The sequence below is a fragment of the Variovorax sp. 10L426 genome, from assembly GCF_056395305.1.
Genome location: NZ_JBFTJF010000012.1, coordinates 119,508 through 142,408 on the forward strand (window position 1 = coordinate 119,508; position 22,901 = coordinate 142,408).

A 22,901-nucleotide genomic window follows, 5' to 3' on the forward strand; every position below is an offset into this window, starting at 1 on the left:
GCGCTTTCTCGCACGCATTCGACTGGAAACGCGGCCGAAACGGTGCTCAATGTTGCAAAAACGCCAGCCGCCACGTTGCAAAACGTAAGGCGGCGCTAAACTGCCCGCCATGAAACTCGCGCACCTTGTTGTCATTGGATCGATCTTCCTTCTGCCCCTGGGTGCCCAGGCGCAATGGCAGTGGATCGACAAGGACAACAAGAAGGTGTTCAGCGATCAACCGCCGCCGGTCGACATTCCTGACAAGAACATCCTTCACAGGCCGAACACGCCTTCCAAGCGCGTGAATTTCAGCACTCCGGCAGCGCCCGCCGAACCTGGCGCGCCAGCCGCGGCACCGCCCGCCGCCCCCAAGCCGTCGGGCGTCGACAAGGATCTTGAAGAGAAAACGCGCAAGGCCGAGGAAGCCGAGAAAGCCAAACAGGCCGCCGAGACTCAGAGAATCGCGCAGGCCAAGGCCGAGAACTGCGATCGCGCGCGCCAGGGCAAGGCAACCATGGACAGCGGCATTCGCGTGGCGCGCATCAATGCCCAGGGCGAGCGCGAGATCATTGACGACGACGCCCGCGCGGCCGAGCAACAGCGCCTGCAGGCCGTCATCAACTCAGACTGCAAGTAGCGCGGAGCTTTATTAGTACCCTGCTTTGCCGCCTTTGCGGCGGCGAGCGAACAGGCCCGTTCCGCGCGCGCCTTGCTGCTTGAATCGTTCGCGCCGCGCCACCTTGGGGTCGACCGTGAGCGGGCGGCAGAGTTCGATGCGATCAAGATCGGCCACGACCTGGCTCCATGCCACTTGCCGTCCCCAGATACCCGGCGTGGCCGCTTGCCAATCGAATTGCGGAAAGGCTGTGGCGAGGCCGGTGGCGAGTACCGCATCCCTCACCGAGGAACCCTCGGGCACGCGCACGACCTGCTCGAACACCTCTCGGGGTGCGGGCGAACACACCACGATCACTTGCAGCGGCATCAGGCTGCGCCGTAGATGTGCTCGGCGCGCTTGACGAAGGCCTCCACCAGGTTCGAAGCGATCTTGTCGAAGACGGGGCCAACCAGCGCCTGGAGCGCGAAATTGTTGAAGCCGTAGCTGAGATTCAACTCGACGCGACATGCACGCTCGCCATCGTCGCCAACCGGCGTGAACTTCCAGACGCCATCGAGATTGGAGAAAGGCCCGTCAACGAGCTTCAGATGGACTTCGCGGCCCGGCACATGGGTGTTGCGCGTGGCGAAACTGTGGTGAAAACCGCTGAACGCGAGCCCGACTTCGGCGGTCATGCCGAAGTCGTCCTGCTCGATCACCTTCGAGCGGTCGCACCACGGCAGAAACTCCGGATACTTCGCGACGTCGGTGACCAGGGCATACATCTCGTCGGCGCTGTACCAGATCAGAACGGACTTGTGGACGGTTTTCATAGAATCGGCACAGCGTGCGCGACGGATTGTATTGAAGCCATGCAGACCTCACCTGATTCACCATGGCCACCAAAAAAAAGCAAGACACATCCTCCCGGATCGCGGACAACAAGAAAGCCGCATACAACTACTTCTTCGAGGAGCGCTTCGAGGCCGGGATGGTGCTCGAGGGCTGGGAGGTCAAGTCGCTGCGTGAAGGCAAGGTGCAACTGACCGATGGCTATGTCGTGATCCGCGACGGCGAACTCTTCGTGATCGGCTGCCAGATCAACCCGCTGCGCTCCGCGTCAACGCACGTCACTCCCGATTCGGTGCGCACCAAGAAGCTCCTCTTGCACAAGGAGCAGATCCGCCGGCTGATCGGCAAGGTGGAGCAAAAAGGCTATACGCTCGTGCCGCTCAACCTCCACTGGAAGGCCGGCAAGGTGAAATGCGAAATTGCACTGGCGAAGGGCAAGGCCGAGCATGACAAGCGTGACACCATCAAGGACCGTGAAGGCAAGCGCGAGGTCGAGCGCGCGATGAAGAGTCGAAGTCGCTGAAGGAACCACCCATGGCGCTCCAACCCCTCGACGCTACGCGCGTCAATCCGCTTCAGGGCGGCCCGAGCTTTTCGCTGGGCAACCGGATATCGCGCGCCGTGTGGAACCTCACCTGGGCCCTGTTCGCCTCGTGGACGCCGCCACAGTTGCACTTCTGGCGGTGCTTTCTGTTGAAGCGCTTCGGCGCACACTTGGGCGAGTCCTGCGATGTGCGCGGCAGTGCCCGGGTCTGGTATCCCCCTCACCTCCACTTGGCAGACCGCGCCATGCTGGCTGAGCGCGTGATTTGCTACAACATGGCGCCGATCTCCCTCGGCCGCGGAGCGCTGGTCTCGCAGGGTGCGCACCTCTGCGCCGGCAGCCACGACATTTCTTCGGCGGATTTTCAATTGACGGCCCAGCCGATCAACATCGGCCCGCGGGCCTGGATCGCGGCCGAAGCTTTCGTCGGGCCGGGTGTCGACGTGGGCGAAGGTGCGGTTCTGGGGGCGCGAAGCGTCGCTTTCCGATCGCTCGATCCATGGACCGTCTACGGCGGGAACCCCGCCAAGCCGCTCAAGCGCCGCGTGCTGCGCGACGGGACCGGCAGCAATCCCGGCGGTGCGGCCTGATTTATTTCGAGGCGGATGGAATAAACGCCGTGGCGGCGGCGTTCATGAGGCAAGCAACCGAAGACGGTTGACCTGTTTCAAGGAAGAACTTCCATGTCGCCCATCAATCTGCCGCTTGCCGTCCTGGTCGCATACGTCACGATCCTGAGCGGCTACCTGGCTGTTTGTGATCCGGATCATCCGGCGCCGATCTGCCGGGCCATCCAGCACTGAAAACCCCAGGGCCATGGATTCAAGCGCCATCGTCGAACAGATCCCGAGCCTGCGGCGCTATGCCCGTGCGCTCACCGGTGACCGCTGGGCGGCTGATGATCTCGTGCAGGACACGCTCGAGCGGGCCTGCAGCAAATGGCGTTTGTGGATCGTCGGAACCGACTTGCGGGCCTGGCTCTTCACGATCATGCACAACGTGTTCGCAAGCCAGGTCCGTCGTGCGCCGCCGCGCGCTTCGGTGGATGTGGACGATGTGGTTCACGAACTGCGCAGTGTCGATTCGCATCGCGATGAGGCGATCGATCTCCAGCGCTGCCTGCTGCTTCTGCCCGAGGACCAGCGCGCCGTGCTGCTGCTGGTGGCACTCGAGGATCTTTCTTACGCCCAGGTTGCCAAGGTGCTCGGCGTCCCGGTCGGCACGGTCATGTCGCGGCTCTCACGGGCGCGCAGTCGCCTGCAGGATCTGATGGAAGGGACGACGACACCGGCCCATCGCCCGGGCCTGCGTCGCCTCAAGTAACCGGCCCATTGCCATGAAAACGCCCACTCCCCCCATCGACGACGATCTGCCCGGCTGGGACGCCCAGCGCGAAGCGTTGCGTCAGTTGCATCGTGAAGTCCTCGACGAACCGGTTCCGCCTGCGTTGCTGGCCGCCGCCGGGCTTGCCGCCCGGCATCACGCCCGGCAAGCCCGCTGGATGCGATGGGGCGGTATGGCCGCTGGCATCGTCGTTGCGTTCGCGGCTGGATGGCTGGCCAACACTCAGTGGACATCTCAGACCGGATCGCTTTTGGCTCGGGGACCCGCAACGCGCGAATTCGTCCACGCCGCGGCTGTGGCTCATGCGGTCTATGTGCCCGAGAAGCGACATCCCGTCGAAGTGGCCGCCGCAGACCAGCAGCATCTCGCGCAATGGCTTTCCAAGCGCCTCGACCGGCCGCTCAAGGTGCCGGATCTATCGGCACAGGGCTACGCCCTCGTTGGTGGACGCCTGCTGCCGGGCAGCGAAGGCGCACGCGCGCAATTCATGTTCGAACGCGCGACCGGGGAGCGTGTCACGCTCTACATCGGCAGTCTGGGCGCGCCCGAAAAGGCCTCACGCCCGGATGAAACAGCGTTCCGGTATTCGACGGACGGTCCGGTGCCGACCTTCTATTGGGTCGACCGAGGGTTCGGCTATGCACTGACCGGGCCGCTTTCACACGACACGTTGCTCAGCATCGCCACCGTCGTATACCGTCAGCTTGAAAAAGCCGGCGGATAGACTGTCCACTCGCACTTGTTTTTTTAACCGAAGGAGAAAACTTCATGAAACTGCTCAGCGCCTCGATCCTTGCCGCTGCCCTGCTTGCTGGATGCGGAAGCATGTCGCCTGCGCCGGACACGCCCACGCGCACCGCCGACGGCGTACTGATCGGCCCGACCGGCATGACGCTGTACACCTTCAACCGCGACGCCGTCGGGAGCGGCAAGTCCGCCTGCAATGGTCCGTGCGCCACCGCTTGGCCGCCGCTGACGGTCGCAGACACGGCCAAGCCGATGGGTGCCTACACCATCATCGTGCGCGATGATGGCAAGAAGCAATGGGCCTACAAGGGCGCACCGCTCTACTACTGGTCCAAGGATACGAAGGCCGGTGACAAGACCGGTGACGGATTCAATGGGGTCTGGAAGGTCGCGCGTCCCTGACCTGGGCGAACGATCGATTGGGGCCGGCCTGCGTCGGCCCTTTTCTTTTCTAGCCGCGAGGGACGATCAGCAGCGACCCTTCTTGGCCTGACCGGGCGGGCAGTGATAGTGGTCATCGTCGTCCCCGTCGTGGCCGTGACCGTGATGATCATGGCCCTTCTTGTACTTGACCGGTTTCCAGTTCGGCTCGACCCAACGCCATCCGCCGTCGGCGCGCACCCAGCGACCCGGCGCATATTCGTAGTCGGGACGTGCGGGCTGCCAGTACCCCTGGTTCCACGCGTAAGCGTTCTCGCGATACCGCCAGTTGCCCGGCACCCAGACATAGCCCGGACGCGGCGGCGGCAAAGGCTCGATGCGCGCAGGCGGGGGCGCTACGGCAACAAGCCCGGGCACGTTGATGTTGATCGACACCTGCGCCGAAGCGCAGAACGGCGCGGCGCCCAGGGCGCAGGCAAGGAGAGTTGCTGAAAGTCGCATCTGCTGTGGGGTCCTAAAACGATTCAACGCCGAGGGCTGACCCCCGCCGTCAGTGATTCACCTGATTTCAAGATGTGCCGGACAAGGCGGCAGCTGGCACGCGCCGCTCGCGCATGCCCAGAAGTTCGTTGAACACCAGCGCGCCGATGACCAAGGCGCCGCCTGCGAGAACGCTCGACTCCGGCTCCTCGCCTGCACCGATCCAGGCCAGCGCGATGCCGAAGATCACCTCAAGGAGGCCCAGAAGCGATACCTCTGGTGCCTTCAGGATGCGCGCGCACATCACCGAAAGGACGCAGGGAATCGCGAGTTGGAAAAGTCCGAGGAAGGCCAGCAAGCCGAGGTCATGCACGTCGGCCTGCAACGGCCACGCCAGCGGCAGCGTGACGAGGGAGGAAATCATGGCGCCGATCAACACGGCGGGAACGAGATCGACGTCATGGCCCTTTGCATGAGCGTGCTGAACCACTGTCCAGTTGCAGGCTGCGGCAAGCGGTACGCCCAGCGCCACGAATGTGCCGAGCAGCGAGCCTTCAACGATCTGCGCGCCGTACATCCAGCCGATGCCGAGGCCGGCCACGATGATGGCGCCCCAGGTGCGCGCTGCGAGCCGATGTCCGATGAAGATTCGTGCCCCCATTGCAGTGAACAGCGGCCCCAGGGCCATCGTGACGAGCACATTGGCAACACTCGTCATGGTGAGCGCGACCATGAAGGCCGTGAACATCACGCTCCAGCAGACGCCGGAGATCCATAGCTCGCGACCGCCATGCCGGATTCTGGAAAAGACCGCCCTTCCCCGCCATATCGGCAGGATCACCAGCAGCGAAACGACCGTGAAGAAGCTTCTCCAGAAAGTCACCTCGAAGCTGCGCGCATGCTCCAGATGGCGCGTGACGACACCCGCCGTGGCCCACATGAGGGTCACGACAACCATCAGCCAGGCTGCACGGCCGTGCGTCAGTCCACGGCCGCCGGCGGATTGCATCAGGCGCTCTCGCGGGAAGCGCGCTTGCGCTCGTGTTCCTTGAGGTAGCGCTTGCGCAGGCGCACGCTCTTGGGCGTGATTTCGACCAACTCGTCGTCCTCGATGAATTCCACGCCGTATTCCAGCGTGAGATCGATTGGCGGCGTGATCTTGATCGCGTCTTCCTTGCCCGACACGCGGAAATTGGTCAGCTGCTTGGTGCGCGTCGCATTGACCACGAGGTCGTTGTCGCGGCTGTGTATGCCGACGATCATGCCTTCGTAGACCGGGTCGTTCGCACGCACGAACATGCGGCCGCGATCGTCCAGCTTGCCCAGGGCATAGGTGAAGATCTCACCGTCGTCCATGGAGATCAACACGCCGTTCTTGCGGCTGCCGATTTCGCCCTTGTGCGGCTCGTAGCTGTCGAAGATGTTGGAGATCAGGCCCGATCCGCGCGTCAGGTTCAGGAATTCATTCGTGAAGCCGATCAGGCCTCGTGCCGGAATGCGGTATTCGAGGCGCACGCGGCCACGGCCGTCTGGTTCCATATTGACGAGTTCGCCCTTGCGCTCGCCCAAGGCTTGCATGACCCCGCCCTGGTGCTGCTCTTCGATGTCGGCCGTCACCAGTTCGATCGGCTCGTTCTTCACGCCGTCGATGTCGCGGAACACCACGCGCGGCTTCGACACGGCCATCTCATAGCCTTCGCGACGCATGTTTTCCAGCAGGATTGTCAAGTGCAGTTCGCCGCGACCCATGACCTCGAAGACGCCTTCTTCGTCGGTTTCCTTCACACGCAGGGCCACGTTGTGCTGCAACTCCTTCTGCAGGCGGTCCCAGATCTGGCGGCTGGTGACGAACTTGCCTTCACGGCCAGCCAGAGGGCTTGTGTTGACGCAGAAATTCATCGTCAGGGTCGGCTCGTCGACCTTGAGCATCGGCAGAGGTGTGGGATCCACAGGATCGGTCACCGTGACGCCGATGCCGATCTCGGGGATGCCATTGATCAGCACGATTTCACCCGGACCCGCCTCGGTGGCCTGAACGCGTTCGAGACCCTGGAAGGTCAGAACCTGGTTGACGCGGCCCTTGATCGCCTTGCCGTCCGGTCCTTCCATCACGACGACATCCATCATGGGCTTGATAGTGCCCGCATTGATGCGACCGACGCCGATCCGGCCCACGAAGGTCGAGAAGTCGATGGCGGAAATCTGAAGCTGCAGAGGCGCCTCAGGATCACCGTCATGCGCCGGCACGTGCTTGAGGATGGTGTCGAACAGCGCCGACATATCGGGACCCCACTGCTCGCCGTGCTCGCCCTCTTCCAACGACGACCAGCCGTTGATGCCCGATGCGTAGACGACGGGGAAGTCGAGCTGCTCGTCGGTGGCGCCGAGCTTGTCGAACAGGTCGAAGGCGGCGTTGACCACGTGGTCGGGACGCGCGCCGGGCTTGTCGACCTTGTTCACCACCAGGATGGGCTTGAGGCCAAGGGCCAGCGCCTTCTTGGTCACGAAGCGAGTCTGGGGCATGGGGCCTTCCTGCGCGTCGATCAACAGCACCACGCCGTCGACCATGCTCAGTGCGCGTTCGACTTCGCCGCCGAAGTCCGCGTGGCCGGGGGTGTCGACGATGTTGATGTGCATGCCCTTCCACGTGACCGCACAGTTCTTGGCCAGGATCGTGATGCCCCGCTCTTTTTCGATGGCGTTGTTGTCCATCACGGTGTCGACCACTTTCTCGTGCTCGGCAAAGGTGCCGGACTGGCGCAGCAATTGGTCGACCATCGTGGTCTTGCCATGGTCCACGTGGGCAATGATGGCGATGTTGCGGATCTGGTTGGTGCTCATGGTGTCGCTTCGGTCAAAAGTGTCTGCTGGATTTCGATGGGGTTCAGCAAGCGCCCCGGAATCAATTCGCCCGCCGTGACATGGGCCGTGCCCAGGAACGCGTGCGGCTCGCGGCCATATACGGCCACCTGCGGTGCGTCGGGCCAGTTGCCGCGGCGGCGCAGGCCCGAAAGGAACCGTGCCGCATCTTCGGCGCCGATCGTGACGGTCGTATGGCCGGCAACAAGCGCCTCGGAAGGCAAAAGCTGCATCAGGCGCTCTTCTTCACTCATGGCTTCGAGCGCTTCGAGCGTCACGCATTGGGAAATGTCGAAGCCACCGGTCGCGACCCGGCGCAAGAAGGTCAGATGCGCGCCGCAGCCGAGCGCTTCGCCGATGTCTTCGCCGAGCACACGAATATAGGTGCCCTTGCTGACCGCAGCGCGGATGTGAATGGTGTCGGCCGTCTCGGCCTTCAGCGTGAGTTCATGGATGACGACGTCGCGCACTGCGCGCTCGATCTCGATGCCCTCGCGCGCGTATTCGTACAGGGCCTTGCCGTCCTTCTTGAGCGCGCTGTGCATCGGCGGCACTTGGGAAATCGGCCCGGTGAACTTTGCTTCAACGCGCACAAGATCATCCGCCGTGATCGACACCGGGCGCTCGGCGATGACTTCGCCTTCGGCATCCCCGGTAGAGGTCTTCACGCCAAGAAGGGCGCGAGCTTCATAGATCTTGTCGGCATCAAGATGAAGTTGGCTGAACTTGGTGGCGGCACCGAAGCACAACGGCAGCACGCCGGTCGCGAGCGGATCGAGCGTACCGGTGTGCCCTGCCTTTTCGGCGCGCAGCAACCATTTGGCCTTCTGCAAGGCTTGGTTGCTGGAGAGACCCAGCGGCTTGTCGAGCAACAACACCCCATGCACAGGGCGCCGCTGCACCCGTGTGCGTGGCGCGTTCATCGTCAGTCGTCTTTGGAGCGCGACGCGACGGCCTGCGCGATCAGTGCGTTCATGTCGGCAGCGCGTTCGGTCGTGCGATCGAACTGGAAGTGCAGCGTCGGCACCGTGTGGATGTGCAGGCGCTTGAACAGGCCGTTGCGCAGGAAGCCTGCGGCCTGGTTGAGGGCCTCGGTGGTCTCGACCGGATCACCCACGAGCAGGCTGAAGAAAACCTTCGCATGCGCGTAGTCCGGCGTGACCTCGACCGCCTGGATCGTCACCATGCCCACACGCGGGTCCTTCAACTCGCGCGCGATCAACTCGGTCAGATCGCGCTGGATCTGATCGGCCACCTTGAAGGCGCGGTTGGGGGTTGCGGTCTTTCTTTTGGGCATGGATGAGGTCGATCCAGGTGCTTACAGCGTCCGGGCGATTTCCTTGATCTCGAAGAACTCCAGCTGATCACCTTCCTTGATGTCGTTGTAGTTCTTGAGCTTGATACCGCACTCGAAGCCTTCGCGGACTTCGCGAACGTCGTCCTTCATGCGCTTGAGCGAGTCGATCTCGCCGGTGTAAACCACCACGTTGTCGCGCAGCAGGCGGAAATGCGCGCTACGGTTGACCGACCCGGAGGTGACCATACAACCCGCGACAGTACCGATCTTCGAAGCCACGAACACGGTGCGGATCTCGGCGGAGCCGATGATTTCTTCGCGGCGCTCGGGCGCCAGCATGCCGGCCATCGCCGTCTTGAGCTCATCCACGGCGTCATAGATGATGCTGTAGTAGTGGATGCCGATGTTGTTGCCTTCGGCGAGCTTGCGCGCACCTGCGTCGGCACGCACGTTGAAGCCGATGACCATCGCCTTGGAAGCGATTGCAAGATTGATGTCCGACTCGCTGATGCCGCCCACTGCCGCGTAGACCACCTGCACTTTGACCTCGTCGTTGGAAAGCTTGAGCAGCGACTGCGCAAGCGCTTCCTGCGAACCCTGGACGTCGGCCTTGATGATGATCGGCACCATCTTGACCTCGCCGGCGGTCAGGTCGGAGAACATGTTCTCCATCTTGGCGGCCTGCTGCTTTGCCAGCTTGGTGTTGCGGAACTTGCCCGCACGATACGTCGCGATCTCACGCGCGCGGCGCTCGTCGCCCATCACCATGAACTCGTCGCCGGCTTGCGGGACTTCGGTCAAGCCCTGGATCTCGACCGGGATCGACGGGCCTGCAGTCTTGATGGTCTTGCCGTCCTCGTCGATCATGGCGCGCACGCGGCCATAGGTCGAACCGGCCAGCACCACGTCACCGGTCTTGAGCGTGCCGGACTGAACCAGCACGGTCGCGACCGGGCCGCGACCCTTGTCGAGTTGAGCTTCGATCACCAGACCCTTGGCGGCGGCATCTACCGGCGCCTTGAGTTCCAGGACTTCAGCCTGCAGCAGGACCTGTTCGAGCAGGTCATCCACGCCCTGCCCCGTCTTTGCGGACACGGGCACGAAGGGCGTGTCACCGCCGTATTCTTCGGGCACGACTTCTTCAGCGACCAGTTCCTGCTTGACGCGTTCGAGGTTGGCATCGGGCTTGTCGATCTTGTTGATTGCCACCACGATCGGCACCTTCGCCGCCTTCGCGTGCTTGATGGCTTCCTTGGTCTGCGGCATGACGCCGTCGTCCGCGGCAACCACCAGGATCACGATATCGGTCGCTTGCGCACCACGGGCACGCATGGCGGTGAACGCCTCGTGGCCGGGCGTGTCGAGGAAGGACACCATGCCACGTGCCGTCTGCACATGGTAGGCACCAATGTGCTGCGTAATGCCGCCGGCTTCGCCCGCTGCGACCTTGGCGCGACGGATGTAGTCCAGCAACGAGGTCTTGCCGTGGTCGACGTGACCCATCACGGTCACGACCGGTGCGCGAGGCAGCGCCTCGGCCTGTTGCGCCGACACGTCCTCGTCGGTGAAGGCTTCGGGATCGTCCAGCGCGGCAACTACTGCGTTGTGGCCCATTTCCTCCACGATGATCATCGCGGTATCCTGGTCCAACGACTGGTTGATGGTCGCCATCTGGCCGAGCTTCATCAACTGCTTGATGACTTCCGACGCCTTCACGGCCATCTTGTGCGCAAGTTCCGAGACTGTGATGGTTTCAGGAACATGCACCTCGAGAACGCGGGCCTCGACCGGCGCCGCCGGTGCGCGTTCTTCTTGTCCGTTGCGGTCGCCGCCGCGACGGCCGCGAGGGCCTCCGCGCCAATTGCCGCGACCGACGCCGCCGCTGGCATCGCCGCGGGTCTTGATTTCCTTCTTCTTGGCCGTGTCACCAGCCCAGCTCGACGAGAGCTTGGCCGATTTGACTTCCTTGCCTGCACCGGGACCGCCTGCAGGCGCCGCAGCTCCAGGTGCGGCAGGTGCACCGGCACGGGCTGCAGGCGCGGTGGGCTTGTGCAACGTACCCTTCACGCCACCCTTGGCCGGATCGGCGGCGGGCTTCTCTGGCGCCTTGTGCGGCACCAGCACGCGGGCCGGCGCATTCATCATGGCGCGGATGGCCTCGGCTTCAGCCAAGGCCTTGCGACGGCGTTCGTCCAGGTCCCTGGCGCGCGCAGCTTCTTCATCTGCACGTGCCTTCGACTCGGCGGCGGCCTTGGCCTTGGCGTCGTCCTTGGCCTGCGCAGCAGCGGCCTCTGCGGCGGCCTTGCGATCCGTCACGGCGGGAGTCTCTTCCGGCGCTTCCGGAGCGCCTTCCGTGACCGTGGCTGCCGCGGCCGCTTCGGCAGCCTTCTTCTTGGCGGCTGCCTTGGCTTCCTGTTCAGCGCGTTCGGCTTGCTCAGCCTGCGCGCGCTCACGCGCCTCGGCTTCTTCGCGCAAGCGACGCTTCTCGATCAGCTCTTCTTCCTGACGGCGGATCAGCTCGGCTTGACGACGCGCTTCTTCCTCACGGCGGGTGAGTTCAGCTTCATCGATCTGGGGAGCTGCGGGCTGCGCGACGGCGGGGGCCTCGGCGTGCGCCGCCGGTTCGGCAGCTGCCGGATGACCTTCGTCGCGCTGGATGAAGGTGCGCTTCTTGCGCACTTCGACCTGGATCGTGCGGGCGCGGCCGGTGGCGTCGGCCTGCTTGATTTCGCTGGTCGATTTCTTCGTCAGCGTGATCTTCTTGCGCTCGGGCTCGACCGTGCCATGGCTGGCCTTCAGAAAGCCGAGCAATCGCTGCTTGTCGGCCTCGGTGAGCGCGTCGGTTGGCGCCTGCTTGGGCACCCCGGCACTCTTGAGCTGGTCAAGCAGGATTTCGGGAGTCTTCTTGAGTTCGTTCGCGAACTCGGCGACAGTGGTACTGGACATATTGGTTTCGTGCCTCCATGACCATCACTCTTGGCCGGCGAACCAATGTTCGCGGGCTTTCAAGATGAGGTTCTTGGCGTCATCGGCGCTCTGGCCGGTGATCTCGGTGAGTTCATCGACCGCAAGGTCGGCCAGGTCGTCGCGAGTGTGCACACCCGCCTCGGCCAATTTCGGAATAAGTGCCGGGTCTAGACCGGCGAGGTCGCGCAGATCCTGCGAAACACTCTCCACGTTCTCTTCGCGGGCGATCTCCATGGTCAGCAGCGCATCCTTGGCGCGCGACCGCAGTTCGTTGATCGTATCTTCGTCGAAGCTTTCGATCTCGAGCAGTTCGGAAATCGGCACATAGGCCACTTCTTCCAGGCTTGTGAAGCCTTCGGAAATCAGGATGTCCGCGATTTCTTCGTCGACATCCAGCTTTTCCATGAAGAGCTTGCGGCTGGCATCGGTTTCGGTCGCCTGCTTCTGAGCCGATTCGTTGGCGTCCATGATGTTGATCTTCCAACCGGTCAGGTCGGAAGCCAGCCGCACGTTCTGGCCACCACGGCCGATCGCGATCGCAAGGTTTTCCTCGTCGACCACGACGTCCATCGCATGCTTCTCTTCGTCGACCACGATGGATGTGACATTGGCCGGGGCCAACGCACCGATCACGAATTGGGCGGGATCCTCGCTCCAGAGCACGATGTCGACGCGCTCTCCGGCGAGTTCGTTGGTCACGGCATTGACGCGCGTACCGCGAACGCCCACGCAGGTGCCGATCGGATCGACCCGCTTGTCATGCGACAGCACGGCGATCTTGGCGCGTGAGCCGGGGTCACGGGCGCAGCTCTTGATTTCGAGCAGACCTTGCTCGATCTCAGGGACTTCCTGGCGGAAGAGCTCGATCATGAATTCGGGCGCGGCGCGTGACAGGATGATCGGTGCGCCGCGCAGCGTCAGGTCGACTTCCATGATCATGGCGCGCACGCGATCACCGTTGCGGAGATTTTCCTTGGCGATCATTTCGCTGCGGCGCAGACGCCCTTCGACACGGCCGGCCTCGACGATGATGTCGCCCTTGTCCAGCCGCTTGACGGTGCCGGTAAAGATCTTCTCGCCGCGCGACATGAAGTCGTTGAGCAGCATTTCGCGCTCCGCATCGCGGATTTTTTGAAGAATGACCTGCTTGGCGGCCATCGCGCCGATACGGCCGATCGGCACCGAATCCACGGCCTCTTCGATGTACTCGTCGACCTCGATGTCGGGCATCTCTTCCTTGGCTTCGAACAGCAGGATTTCCTGATCGGGCAATTGCAGACCGGCCTCGTCGGGGACCACATGCCAACGGCGGAAGGTCTCGTAGTCACCGCTGTCACGGTCGACGGCGACGCGAATGTCCACGTCGCCCTGGTAGAGCTTCTTGGTAGCTTGCGCCAAGGCAGACTCGACAGCGCCGAAGACGACGTCACGTTCGACGTTCTTCTCGCGCGAGATCGCATCCACCAACATCAACATTTCGCGATTCATGCCACCACTCTCCTCGTTCAGTCCGACACCACCGTGCCAGGTTTGGGCCTGCGCCCCTTGAAATCCACTATCGGGGCGAGCCGCGCCTCGCGCAACTCGTCCAAGGCAAAACCCAGCGCCTGCATCGGCGCAGGCGCGCGCTTCTTGCTGATCTTCTGGCCGGGCTTCGGCGCCGGTCTGCCTTCGGGCTCCTGGGTCCAGACGATCTGCCACCCATGCGAGCCATCAGTCCCTGCGACGCGCTCCAGCGTGCCGCGAAATTTCTTGCGATTGGCCGCCACGTGGCCACCCGCCGCGGCACCCATCGGCGCCTTGAGCGTGATGTCGATCACCTCGCCGGCAAAACGCTCAAAATCCTGCTCATTGCGCAACGGTCGGTCAATACCTGGAGACGACACCTCGAGCCGCTTGTAGTCAGCGCCATCCACCTCGAGCGCGAATTGCAACTGCCGCGTGACCTTTTCGCAATCCTCGACGGTCACGAAGGGTTCGGGCGCCCCGGCGGCCGCATCTACAGATTTGGGGCCACCCCAGGGCAAATCAATCGTAACGCGCAGCAATCCCCCGGCCGACCGCTCGATCTCGACCAGGTCGTAGCCGAGTCCGGCCACGGTTTGTTCCACTGTCTGCTGCAATGCCACGTGTCTGTTTGCGCCCTTGATGTACCAGATGTCTGTGCCCGATGCCGCCGCCCGCTTTTGCGACATCAAGAAAATGCTTCGACCAATAAAAAACGGGCGGTTGGTACCCGCCCGTTTGGTCGTGAGCCTCGAATTATATGCCAAACGCGTTACGAATTCAGCGTTTTCTGAGCTCCAGACCGTTGTTTGGCCCCTTGCGAATGCCACCAAACGTGCGTAAAAAGCGCCGCGCCAATACCCAGAGCGGCCGCCGCGCCCAACAGGGGTACCGCAAATGACCCAGTGCGTTGCGCCAGCGGCGCCGCGAACAAAGGGCCAAGAATCTGGCCGGCGCCATACGAGCCTGTCGCATAACCAATCAGACCAGCAGAGGAATTTCCGCGCAGGCGACGCGCTTCCCGCATGGCGAAAAGAGTAATGGCCGTGAAGGGCATTCCGAGCAGCAGGCTGCTCAGGGCGAGCCCTTCGATCGTCGGCCATGTCACCGACAGTACTGCGCCCAATGCCTGCAGCGTATAGCCGACCGCAAGCAGCAAGCGGTTATCCCAATGAGTCGGTGCACGTGCCCCAATGAGCGCACCGGGAACAACCGCCAAGCCAAAAAGCGGCCAGAAAAAATCTGGCCAGGAAGAGCCCGGCAGCGCCTGATGCGCGATCACTGGGAGAAACGTCGCGGTAATGATGTATCCGAAGCCTGCCAGCCCGTAGAGCGCCACCAACCAGCGGGCGTCGCTGCGGTCGGTAGGCGGCTCAGCGGACGTAGGTGCACCCGTCGGCCGTGCATGCGCATCGACGTGGGTCGCTTCACCGTCCGCGAAGATGCGCCAGATCAGGGCGATCAGCACCGCCGACAGCAGGCCGAAGCCGATCCAACCAGCCTCGGACCCCCAGCGTCCCGTCGCCCCAGCCAGAAGACCGGAGATCGCGATGCCGATGCCGGCCCACCGTAGATGACACCGGCCAAGGCCGGCGCTCTTGTTTCAGCCAGCCGCCGCAGCCCCCATCCGGAAGCAAAGACGAAGGCCCAGGCACTCATGACGCCAGCTGCCAGGCGCACGACGCCCCATGCGGGGAACCCATGGAGCACCCCCATGCCGAACAGCAGCGCCGCCGTGGCGACGAGACTGCCGCGAATCATGCTGGCGGGCTTTGCCCGAATCAGGGCACAACTGAGCGCACCCACGAAATAGCCGAGGTAGTTGAGCGATGCGAGCACGCCGCCGGCCTGCAGGTCCAGCTTGCCTTCGCGCAGCATGATGGGAAGCATGGGCGTGAATGCGAAGCGCCCCAAACCCATCACCACGGCCAGAGCGACCATGCCGGCGAGCGCTGCGCGCCAGGCTTCTCGCCTGTCCTTGCTGATCAGCGACATTTGGCGTTCTCGAATCGTTTCTAATCAGCCAGTGCTGCAGCAACCAACTTCTGCGTGTAGGGGTGTTCGGGTGCGTCGAGCACACGCTCAACCGGGCCGGACTCGAGGATCGCACCATCTTTCATCACGATGACCTGATGCGCCATCGCGCGGATCACCTCCACGTCGTGCGTGATCAGCAGATAGCTCAGGCCGCGTTCACGCTGCAGACGCTGCAACAGACCCAGCACCTGTTTCTGGATGGTCACATCGAGCGCACTCGTGGGTTCGTCGAGCACCAGCAGGCTCGGATCGACGATCAGCGCCCGCGCAACCGCGAGACGCTGCCGCTGCCCGCCGGAGAATTCGTGCGGATAGCGGTCCAGGAGCGCCGGGAATTGCGCCTCGGTCAATCCCACGTCTGCCAGCGCCTGAAGCGCCCGTGTTCGACGTTCCGCCGGAACGAGCTCAGGCGCGTGGACGGTCAGGCCCTCGGCGACGATCTGCTCGACCGTCATGCGCGGTGACAGTGACGAGAACGGGTCCTGAAAGACCACTTGCATGACCCGACGCAGCGCGCGATTGCTGGCTCCGCCCTTATCCCAGCGCCGACCGGCGACGTCCAGTTCGCCTTGGTGCTTCAGCAGCCCGAGCGCCGCCAGCGCCAGTGTGGATTTGCCCGAGCCGGACTCGCCGACGACACCCAGGGTTTCGCCGGGCGCGATGCTGAAGTCGGCGCCTTGCACCGCGATGAACTCGCCCTTGCGAAACCAGCCAGTCACACCCGGCCTTGAGACTGGATAGCTCACGCGCAGCCCCTTGGCAGTCAATACCGGCGTGCTGCTTCCTGCCGGGACAGGATCCACATCCCGCGTCGGCCGGCTGTCGATCAGCTTGCGTGTGTAAGGGTGGCGAGGCGCGCCGAACACGGTCGACACGGCACCATGCTCGACGATGTGGCCGTCTTCCATGACCGCCACGCGGTCCGCGAATCGGTGCACCAGATTGAGATCGTGGGTGATGAGCAGCACTGCCATGCCGTACTTCCGCTGCAGTTCCGCCAGCAGTTCGAGGATCTGCGCCCGGACCGTGACATCGAGCGCCGTGGTTGGCTCGTCGGCCAGCAGCAGTCGCGGCCTGCAAGCCAGCGCCATCGCGATCATGGCGCGCTGGCGCTGCCCGCCGGACAACTGATGCGGAAATGCCCTCGCCCGCCGGGCCGGCTCGGGAATGCCGGTATCTGCCAGCAACTGCACCGAGGCTTCGTGCGCCGCCTTGGCGGACAACGCCTGATGCAGTTCGAGCACCTCGGCAATCTGGTCGCCCACCGTGTAGAGCGCATTGAGTGCGGTCATCGGCTCCTGGAAGATCATCGCGATCTCCTTGCCGCGGATGCCACGCAGCCGAGGCTCGGGCAGAGACAGCAGGTCACGCCGGGAACCCGCGGATTCCTCTCCGGCAAAGTCGGCGACTCCCGAGATGTCTGCGTTTTGCACCAGTCGCAGCAGGCTCAGGGCGGTGACGGTCTTGCCCGAACCCGATTCGCCGACCAGTGCCAGCTTTTCGCCCTGCGCGATGCTGAAGTCGATGCCATGCACCACTTCCTTGTCGCCGAAGGAGACCCTGAGCCCCTCGACCTTCAGCAAGGGCGTCATCTGTCGGCCTTTCGCGGATCGAGCGCGTCGCGCAGCGCGTCGCCCATGAAGGTCAGCAGCATCAGCGTGACCACGAGCACCCCGAAGGTGGACAACGAGATCCACCAGGCGTCGATATTGGCCTTGCCCTGGCTCAACAGTTCGCCGAGTGATGGAGTGCCAGGCGGCACGCCGAGGCCCAGGAAATCGAGCGAAGTCAAAGCCAGGATCGCCGCACTCATGCGAAACGGCAGAAAGGTCACAACCGGCGTCATGCTGTTGGGCAGGATGTGCCGCCACATGATGTGCAGGTTGCCCACGCCGAGCGCGCGTGCGGCGCGCACGTAGTCCATCTGCCGATTGCGAAGGAACTCGGCGCGCACGTAGTCGGAAAGGCCCATCCAGCCGAACAGGCTCAGCAGAATCAACAGCAGCGCGACACTCGGCGCGAAGACGGCGCTGAAGATGATGAGCAAGTAAAGCTCGGGCATCGAACCCCAGATCTCGATGAAGCGCTGGAACGCGAGGTCGGTCTTGCCTGCAAAGTAGCCCTGCACGGCGCCCGCCGCCACGCCGAGCACGGTTCCGATGGCTGTGAGTGCGAGGCCGAACAGCACGCTCACCCGGAACCCGTAGATCAACTGCGCCAGCAGGTCGCGGCCGCGGTCGTCGGTGCCCAGCCAGTTGTCGCGCGTCGGTGCCGCTGGACTCGGCGACTTGGCGAAGTAGTTGAGCGTCTTCGGGCCGTACGGGTTGGGCGCGTAGATCGCCCAGTTGCCGCCTCGCGTGATGCGTTCGCGGATGAAGGGGTCGAGGTAGTCGGTCGGGGTCTCGAAATCGCCGCCGAAGGTCTTTTCGGAATAGTCGCGAAGGACCGGGAAATACATCTTTCCCTCATAGCGCATGACGAGCGGCCGGTCGGTCGAGAGCACTTCGGCGAAGAGGCTCAGGACAACCATGACGACGAACAGCACCAGGCTCCAATAGCCCAGGCGATCACGCTTGAAACGCAGCCACGCGCGGCGTCCCGGACTCAGCGACACGGGCTGGGCGGTGCGGGCGCTAGTCAAACTTCACCCTCGGATCGACCCATACGTAGCAGAGATCGGAAATGAGCTTGGTCAGCAAGCCGATCAGCGTGAAGAGATAGAGCGTGCCGAGCACGACCGGGTAGTCGCGCCGGATCACGCTTTCGTAGCCCAGCAGGCCGAGCCCGTCGAGCGAAAACAGTGTCTCGATGAGCAGCGAGCCGGTGAAGAAGGCGCCGATGAAAGCCGCCGGGAGGCCGGTGACGATCGGAATCAGCGCATTGCGAAACACGTGCTTCCACAACACCTGCCGCTCGCCCAGGCCCTTGGCCCGTGCGGTCAGGACGTATTGCTTGCGGATCTCCTCCAGGAAGGCGTTCTTGGTCAGCATCGACGTCACGGCGAAGCTGCCCAGCACCATGGCGGTCACCGGCAAAGTGATGTGCCAGAGATAGTCGACGATGCGCGCACCCCAACCGAGGTCGTCCCAGTTGGCAGAAGTCAGGCCGCGCAGCGGAAACCATTGCAGCTGTCCGCCGAAGACCACCAGCAGCGCCACCCCGAGCACGAATCCCGGAATCGCATAGCCCACGAGGATCAGCAAGGTAGTGACGAGATCGAAGCGCGTGCCTGCGCGCACCGCCTTGGCGACACCCAGCGGCACCGCGACGCCGTAGCTGATGAAGAAGGTCCAGAGCCCGAGGCTGATCGAGACGGGGAGTTTTTCAAGGATCAGCGACCACACATCCTTGTTCTGGAAGAAGCTGCGGCCCAGGTCGAAACGGGCGAACTGGCCCAGCATTTGGAACAGCCGCTCGTGCGCCGGCTTGTCGAAGCCGTAGAGCGCCTTGATCTCCGCCAGCCGCTTGGGATCGACCCCTTGATTGCCACGGTAGTTGGAGCCGCCCGATTCGACGCCCCCGCGCCCGCCCGCCTTCGCTTCGGCGAGGTACTGCTCCACCGGCCCCCCCGGCACGAACTGGATCACGAAGAAGGTCACCAACAGCACGCCGAGCAGCGTCGGGATGAACAGCAGCAGCCGCTTGAGGACATAGGACAGCATGGCGTCTCGGGCTCCTGTTTCCTATTTCCTATTTGGCCCACCAGGTCGACATGACCCAGTCTTCGGCCGCTGCATACGGTGGCATCGGTGCCTTGTAGGCCAGACGCCAGGCGTTATAGGCGAGGCGATGCGCAGTCAACGTCCACTGCGGGATCAGGTAATGGCTGTGCATGATCACGCGATCGAGCGCCCGGCAGGCCGGAAGAAGTTCGGCCTTGGTCTCCGCGCGCACGATTTCGGTGACCAACGCGTCGACCGCCGGACTGCTCACGCCCATGTAGTTGCCCGAACTCTCCGTCGTCGCTGCCTTGCTGCCGAAGATGTCCGCAAGTTGCTGGCCGGGATTGTTCGTGCCCGGGAAGTTGATGGTCGTGATGTCGAACTCGAACTTGTCCAGGCGCTGCTGGTAGAGCGCGAAGTCGACCGAAGCGAACTTCAGCGTGACGCCGAGCTTCTCGAGATTGCGCACCCACGGCGACACGGTTCGCGCTCCGCCCTCCTTGCTGTCCAGGTATTCGAGTTCCATCGGCTCGCCCTGTGCGTTGCGCAAGGCGCCGTCGCGATATTCCCACCCGGCCTGCTTGAGCAGATCCTGCGCACGGCGCAAGTTGTTGCGCAGCGATTCCCCGCGTCCTTCGGTCGTTGGCGGTTCATACATCGGCCCGAACACCTCGTCGGGGACCTTTCCGCGCCAGGGCTCCAGCAGCTTGAGTTCCTGCTCGGAGGGTTTGCCCTCGGCCGCGCAATCGGTGTTGCCGAACAGGTCCCTCACGCGCGGATAGCCGCCGTAGAACATCTGGCGGTTCATCCATTCGTAGTCGAGCGCCAGCCCTAGCGCCTGCCGGACTCGCCGGTCCTGCAGCAGCGGACGCCGGCTATTGAGCACGAAACTCTGGAATCCCGAAGGCAGCCGATGGGCAAATTCGCGCTTGACCAGCTCGCCGGTATCGAAGCGCTTCCCCGTCACGCGGCGCGCCCAGTCGCCCGCCGAATAGAAGCTCATCATGTCGAACTCGCCGGCCTTGAATGCCTCCAGACGCGCCGTGTTGTCCTTGTAGATCTTGATGGTGATGCGGTCGAAATTGTTCGTGCCGCGCCGAACGGCAAGGTCGCGCGCCCAATAGTTGGGGTCGCGCACGTAGGTGATGTCCTTGCCGAAACGCACAGGTCCGATCTTGTAGGGGCCGCTTCCGATCGGGATGTCCATGACCACCTGGTCGAAAGGCTTGGCCTTGCCATTCTCCATGCCCCATCGGCGGCTGAAGACGGGCAATCCACCGACGGTCAGCGGAAGTTCGCGATTCGGCTTCTTGAACTTGTAGCGAATGGTGCGGGCATCGATCACTTCGGCACTTTCGACATCTTCGAGCATGGTCTTGAAGCCCGGAGACACATAGGGGCCGATCAGGGTGTCATAGCTGTACTTGACGTCGGCCGCCTCGACCGGCGTGCCATCGTGAAAGCGCGCCTCCGGCCGGAGTCTGAAGGTTGCGCTGAGCCGATCGGGCGAAACGACCACATCCTCGGCCAGAAGACCATAACCGGACGCCGTCTCGTCCATCGAGCCGACCAGCAGCGAATCGAACATCAGGCTGGCCAGATACGCCGGTGCCGCGCCCTTGATCGTGAAAGGGTTGTACTTGTCGAAGGTGGAATAACGCAGGTTGCTGACCAGCCGCAACTCTCCGCCCCGTGGCGCGTCGACGTTGACGTAGTCGAAGGCCTTGAAGCCGGGCGGGTACTTGAGGTCGTCCCACATGGCATAGCCATGCGCCGCCCATGCGGGAACCGCACACATCAGCAACCAGCAGAACCAGAGAACCCGCATGCGAGAATTCTGCCCAAGATTTTCACGAGGTCGTTCCATGGGCTTTCTTTCTGGCAAAAAACTTCTGATCACCGGCGTGCTGAGCAACCGCTCCATCGCCTACGGCATCGCCAAGGCCTGCCACGCGCAAGGCGCCGAACTGGCGTTCAGCTACGTGGGCGAGCGCTTCAAGGATCGCATCACCGAATTCGCCGCCGACTTCGGTTCGAAGCTGGTCTTCGACTGCGATGTCGGCGACGACGCACAGATCGAGAAACTCTTCGCCGATCTTTCGCAGACCTGGCCCAAGTTCGACGGCTTCGTGCACAGCATCGGCTTCGCGCCGCGTGAGGCGATCGCCGGCGACTTCCTCGACGGCTTGTCGCGCGAGTCTTTCAAGATCGCGCACGACATCAGTGCCTACAGCTTCCCGGCCATGGCAAAGGCGGCCCTGCCCTATCTCAACGACAAGTCGGCGCTGTTGACGCTGACCTACCTCGGGGCGATCCGCGCCCTGCCCAACTACAACACCATGGGTCTCGCCAAGGCTTCGCTCGAAGCCTCGGTGCGTTACCTCGCCGAATCGCTCGGTCCCAAGGGCATGCGCGTCAACGGCATCAGCGCCGGTCCGATCAAGACGCTGGCTGCCAGCGGCATCAAGGACTTCGGCAAGCTCCTCGCTGCGATCTCCAAGGTGGCGCCGATGCGGCGCAACGTCACGATCGAGGAAGTCGGCAACGTCGCAGCCTTCTTGCTGAGCGACCTCGCGAGCGGCGTCACCGCGGAGATCACCTATGTCGACGGCGGCTTCAGCAACGTCGTCGGGGGCATCTCGGAATCTGCCTGAACCGGCGCGCCGCCGCGTTTCATAATCCTGGCATACCAAAAATGCCAGGGAGTTGACTTGAGTATTTCTATTCGCAAGAGCGGCAAGGGCGGAGCCACGTCCGTGGCGCTGCCGCGCCGCACGCTGTTGCTCGCGGCCCTTGGCGCCGCATTCGGGCTTTCGAGGCCGGGCGATGCCCGCGCGCAGAGCACCCCCAAGACGCCGCCGCCTCTCATGCTGGCCGAGGTCTATCGCCACGGCATGTCGCTCAGCGACTACTGGGTCAGCGAGAAATACGACGGCGTGCGCGGATACTGGGATGGCCATGAACTGCGAACCCGCAGCGGCGAGCGGATCGCCGCGCCGAGATGGTTCGTGGAGGCGCTGCCCCGGATACCGCTGGACGGCGAACTGTGGGCTGGCCGCGGCCGTTTTTCTCATGCAGTCTCGACCGTGCGAAGCCAGGACCCGTCGGATGCCGCGTGGCGCGAGATGCGCTACATGGTGTTCGACCTCCCCGCCGAGCCCGGCGACTTCACGACACGACTCGCGCACCTGCGCCAACTGTTTCCCATTACCACCGTCCCCTGGGTGGTGGCCGTGCCGCAGCAGCGCGCCACGACTTCGGAGGAACTCGACGCTTTGCTTGACAAGACGATCACGATGGGCGGCGAAGGCCTGATGCTCCATCGTGGCGCATCGCTGTATAGAACGGATCGAAGCACTGACCTCCTCAAGGTCAAGCCCCATGACGATGCGGAGGCGCGCGTCGTCGCCTACGTCGGCGGACGTGGCAAGCACGCCGGCCGAATGGGTGCCATGCTGGTCGAAACGCCCGACGGCAAGCGCTTCAAGCTGGGCGGCGGCTTCAGCGACGCGGAGCGCGAGAAGCCGCCGGCCATCGGCACCTGGGTGACCTATCGCTACAACGGCAAGACCTCGTCCGGCCTGCCGAGGTTTGCGCGCTTTGTCCGCGTGCGCGACGACGCCGATTTCTGAAGCGTTCCGTCAA

22 protein-coding genes and 1 pseudogene are annotated in these 22,901 nt (G+C 63.5%); 8 read left to right on the top strand and 15 right to left on the bottom strand.

Going from position 1 to position 22,901, the window contains the following annotated elements:
- Window positions 1-109 precede the first annotated feature (109 nt).
- Entirely contained in the window at window positions 110-619 is a 510-nt protein-coding gene (locus tag AC1DHL_RS18495; protein WP_478162911.1) for a DUF4124 domain-containing protein, read from the top strand.
- 12 nt (window positions 620-631) lie between these two features.
- Here AC1DHL_RS18495 and AC1DHL_RS18500 read toward each other — a convergent pair whose 3' ends face one another.
- Together AC1DHL_RS18500 and AC1DHL_RS18505 are read right to left on the bottom strand one after the other, a co-directional pair.
- A complete protein-coding gene (locus AC1DHL_RS18500; protein WP_478162912.1) occupies window positions 632-967 on the bottom strand; it encodes an RnfH family protein in 336 nt (111 codons plus the stop codon).
- Window positions 967-1,413 (bottom strand): type II toxin-antitoxin system RatA family toxin, encoded by a 447-nt coding sequence (locus AC1DHL_RS18505; protein WP_478162913.1) that lies wholly within the window; start codon window positions 1,411-1,413, stop codon window positions 967-969. The genes AC1DHL_RS18500 and AC1DHL_RS18505 overlap by 1 nt, the downstream gene beginning before the upstream one ends.
- A 62-nt stretch (window positions 1,414-1,475) precedes the next feature.
- On the opposite strand from AC1DHL_RS18505, the gene smpB reads away from it, so the two are divergent.
- From smpB to AC1DHL_RS18530, 5 genes are all read left to right on the top strand, one after another.
- Complete coding sequence (smpB, locus tag AC1DHL_RS18510; RefSeq protein ID WP_478102927.1) at window positions 1,476-1,955, top strand: SsrA-binding protein SmpB; 480 nt, start codon at window positions 1,476-1,478, stop codon at window positions 1,953-1,955.
- 11 nt (window positions 1,956-1,966) lie between these two features.
- On the top strand, window positions 1,967-2,566 hold the full coding sequence (locus AC1DHL_RS18515) for an LbetaH domain-containing protein (RefSeq protein WP_478102926.1): 600 nt from the start codon (window positions 1,967-1,969) through the stop codon (window positions 2,564-2,566).
- 226 nt (window positions 2,567-2,792) lie between these two features.
- Window positions 2,793-3,299, top strand: coding sequence for a sigma-70 family RNA polymerase sigma factor (locus AC1DHL_RS18520; RefSeq protein ID WP_478162914.1), 507 nt, complete (start codon window positions 2,793-2,795; stop codon window positions 3,297-3,299).
- Window positions 3,300-3,312: 13 nt separating this feature from the next.
- Window positions 3,313-4,044, top strand: a complete 732-nt coding sequence (locus AC1DHL_RS18525) for an anti-sigma factor family protein (RefSeq protein WP_478162915.1) — start codon at window positions 3,313-3,315, stop codon at window positions 4,042-4,044.
- Between the two features lie 44 nt (window positions 4,045-4,088).
- Window positions 4,089-4,469 (top strand): COG4315 family predicted lipoprotein, encoded by a 381-nt coding sequence (locus AC1DHL_RS18530; RefSeq protein ID WP_478102922.1) that lies wholly within the window; start codon window positions 4,089-4,091, stop codon window positions 4,467-4,469.
- Between the two features lie 66 nt (window positions 4,470-4,535).
- On the opposite strand, the gene AC1DHL_RS18535 is transcribed toward AC1DHL_RS18530, so the two are convergent.
- The 13 genes and pseudogenes from AC1DHL_RS18535 to AC1DHL_RS18595 all read right to left on the bottom strand — a co-directional run bounded on the left by AC1DHL_RS18535 (window position 4,536) and on the right by AC1DHL_RS18595 (window position 21,084).
- Window positions 4,536-4,949 (bottom strand): YXWGXW repeat-containing protein, encoded by a 414-nt coding sequence (locus AC1DHL_RS18535; RefSeq protein WP_478162916.1) that lies wholly within the window; start codon window positions 4,947-4,949, stop codon window positions 4,536-4,538.
- Between the two features lie 67 nt (window positions 4,950-5,016).
- On the bottom strand, window positions 5,017-5,937 hold the full coding sequence (locus AC1DHL_RS18540; RefSeq protein ID WP_478102919.1) for a DMT family transporter: 921 nt from the start codon (window positions 5,935-5,937) through the stop codon (window positions 5,017-5,019).
- Window positions 5,937-7,769, bottom strand: a complete 1,833-nt coding sequence (gene typA / locus AC1DHL_RS18545; protein ID WP_478102918.1) for a translational GTPase TypA — start codon at window positions 7,767-7,769, stop codon at window positions 5,937-5,939. Before typA ends, AC1DHL_RS18540 begins: the two co-directional genes overlap by 1 nt.
- On the bottom strand, window positions 7,766-8,710 hold the full coding sequence (truB, locus tag AC1DHL_RS18550) for a tRNA pseudouridine(55) synthase TruB (protein WP_478102916.1): 945 nt from the start codon (window positions 8,708-8,710) through the stop codon (window positions 7,766-7,768). The genes typA and truB overlap by 4 nt, the downstream gene beginning before the upstream one ends.
- A gap of 2 nt (window positions 8,711-8,712) precedes the next feature.
- On the bottom strand, window positions 8,713-9,084 hold the full coding sequence (gene rbfA, locus AC1DHL_RS18555; RefSeq protein WP_478102915.1) for a 30S ribosome-binding factor RbfA: 372 nt from the start codon (window positions 9,082-9,084) through the stop codon (window positions 8,713-8,715).
- Between the two features lie 21 nt (window positions 9,085-9,105).
- Window positions 9,106-12,030 (bottom strand): translation initiation factor IF-2, encoded by a 2,925-nt coding sequence (infB, locus tag AC1DHL_RS18560; protein ID WP_478162917.1) that lies wholly within the window; start codon window positions 12,028-12,030, stop codon window positions 9,106-9,108.
- A gap of 24 nt (window positions 12,031-12,054) precedes the next feature.
- Window positions 12,055-13,539, bottom strand: coding sequence for a transcription termination factor NusA (gene nusA, locus AC1DHL_RS18565; protein ID WP_478102912.1), 1,485 nt, complete (start codon window positions 13,537-13,539; stop codon window positions 12,055-12,057).
- Between the two features lie 17 nt (window positions 13,540-13,556).
- Window positions 13,557-14,180: a ribosome maturation factor RimP gene (gene rimP, locus AC1DHL_RS18570; protein ID WP_478103038.1), complete on the bottom strand. Its 624-nt coding sequence runs from the start codon at window positions 14,178-14,180 to the stop codon at window positions 13,557-13,559.
- A gap of 149 nt (window positions 14,181-14,329) precedes the next feature.
- A pseudogene (locus AC1DHL_RS18575) lies at window positions 14,330-15,552 on the bottom strand (YbfB/YjiJ family MFS transporter).
- 20 nt (window positions 15,553-15,572) lie between these two features.
- Window positions 15,573-17,186, bottom strand: coding sequence for an ABC transporter ATP-binding protein (locus AC1DHL_RS18580; RefSeq protein WP_478102910.1), 1,614 nt, complete (start codon window positions 17,184-17,186; stop codon window positions 15,573-15,575).
- Window positions 17,183-18,235: an ABC transporter permease gene (locus AC1DHL_RS18585; RefSeq protein WP_478162918.1), complete on the bottom strand. Its 1,053-nt coding sequence runs from the start codon at window positions 18,233-18,235 to the stop codon at window positions 17,183-17,185. The genes AC1DHL_RS18580 and AC1DHL_RS18585 overlap by 4 nt, the downstream gene beginning before the upstream one ends.
- Window positions 18,228-19,256, bottom strand: coding sequence for a microcin C ABC transporter permease YejB (locus AC1DHL_RS18590; RefSeq protein ID WP_478102906.1), 1,029 nt, complete (start codon window positions 19,254-19,256; stop codon window positions 18,228-18,230). Before AC1DHL_RS18590 ends, AC1DHL_RS18585 begins: the two co-directional genes overlap by 8 nt.
- A 28-nt stretch (window positions 19,257-19,284) precedes the next feature.
- Window positions 19,285-21,084 (bottom strand): extracellular solute-binding protein, encoded by a 1,800-nt coding sequence (locus AC1DHL_RS18595; protein WP_478162919.1) that lies wholly within the window; start codon window positions 21,082-21,084, stop codon window positions 19,285-19,287.
- Window positions 21,085-21,121: 37 nt separating this feature from the next.
- Here AC1DHL_RS18595 and fabI point away from each other — a divergent pair, with 37 nt between their 5' ends.
- A complete protein-coding gene (gene fabI, locus AC1DHL_RS18600) occupies window positions 21,122-21,910 on the top strand; it encodes an enoyl-ACP reductase FabI (protein ID WP_478162920.1) in 789 nt (262 codons plus the stop codon).
- A 63-nt stretch (window positions 21,911-21,973) separates the two neighbouring features.
- On the top strand, window positions 21,974-22,888 hold the full coding sequence (locus tag AC1DHL_RS18605) for a DNA ligase (protein ID WP_478162973.1): 915 nt from the start codon (window positions 21,974-21,976) through the stop codon (window positions 22,886-22,888).
- The last annotated feature ends 13 nt before the right edge of the window (window positions 22,889-22,901 follow it).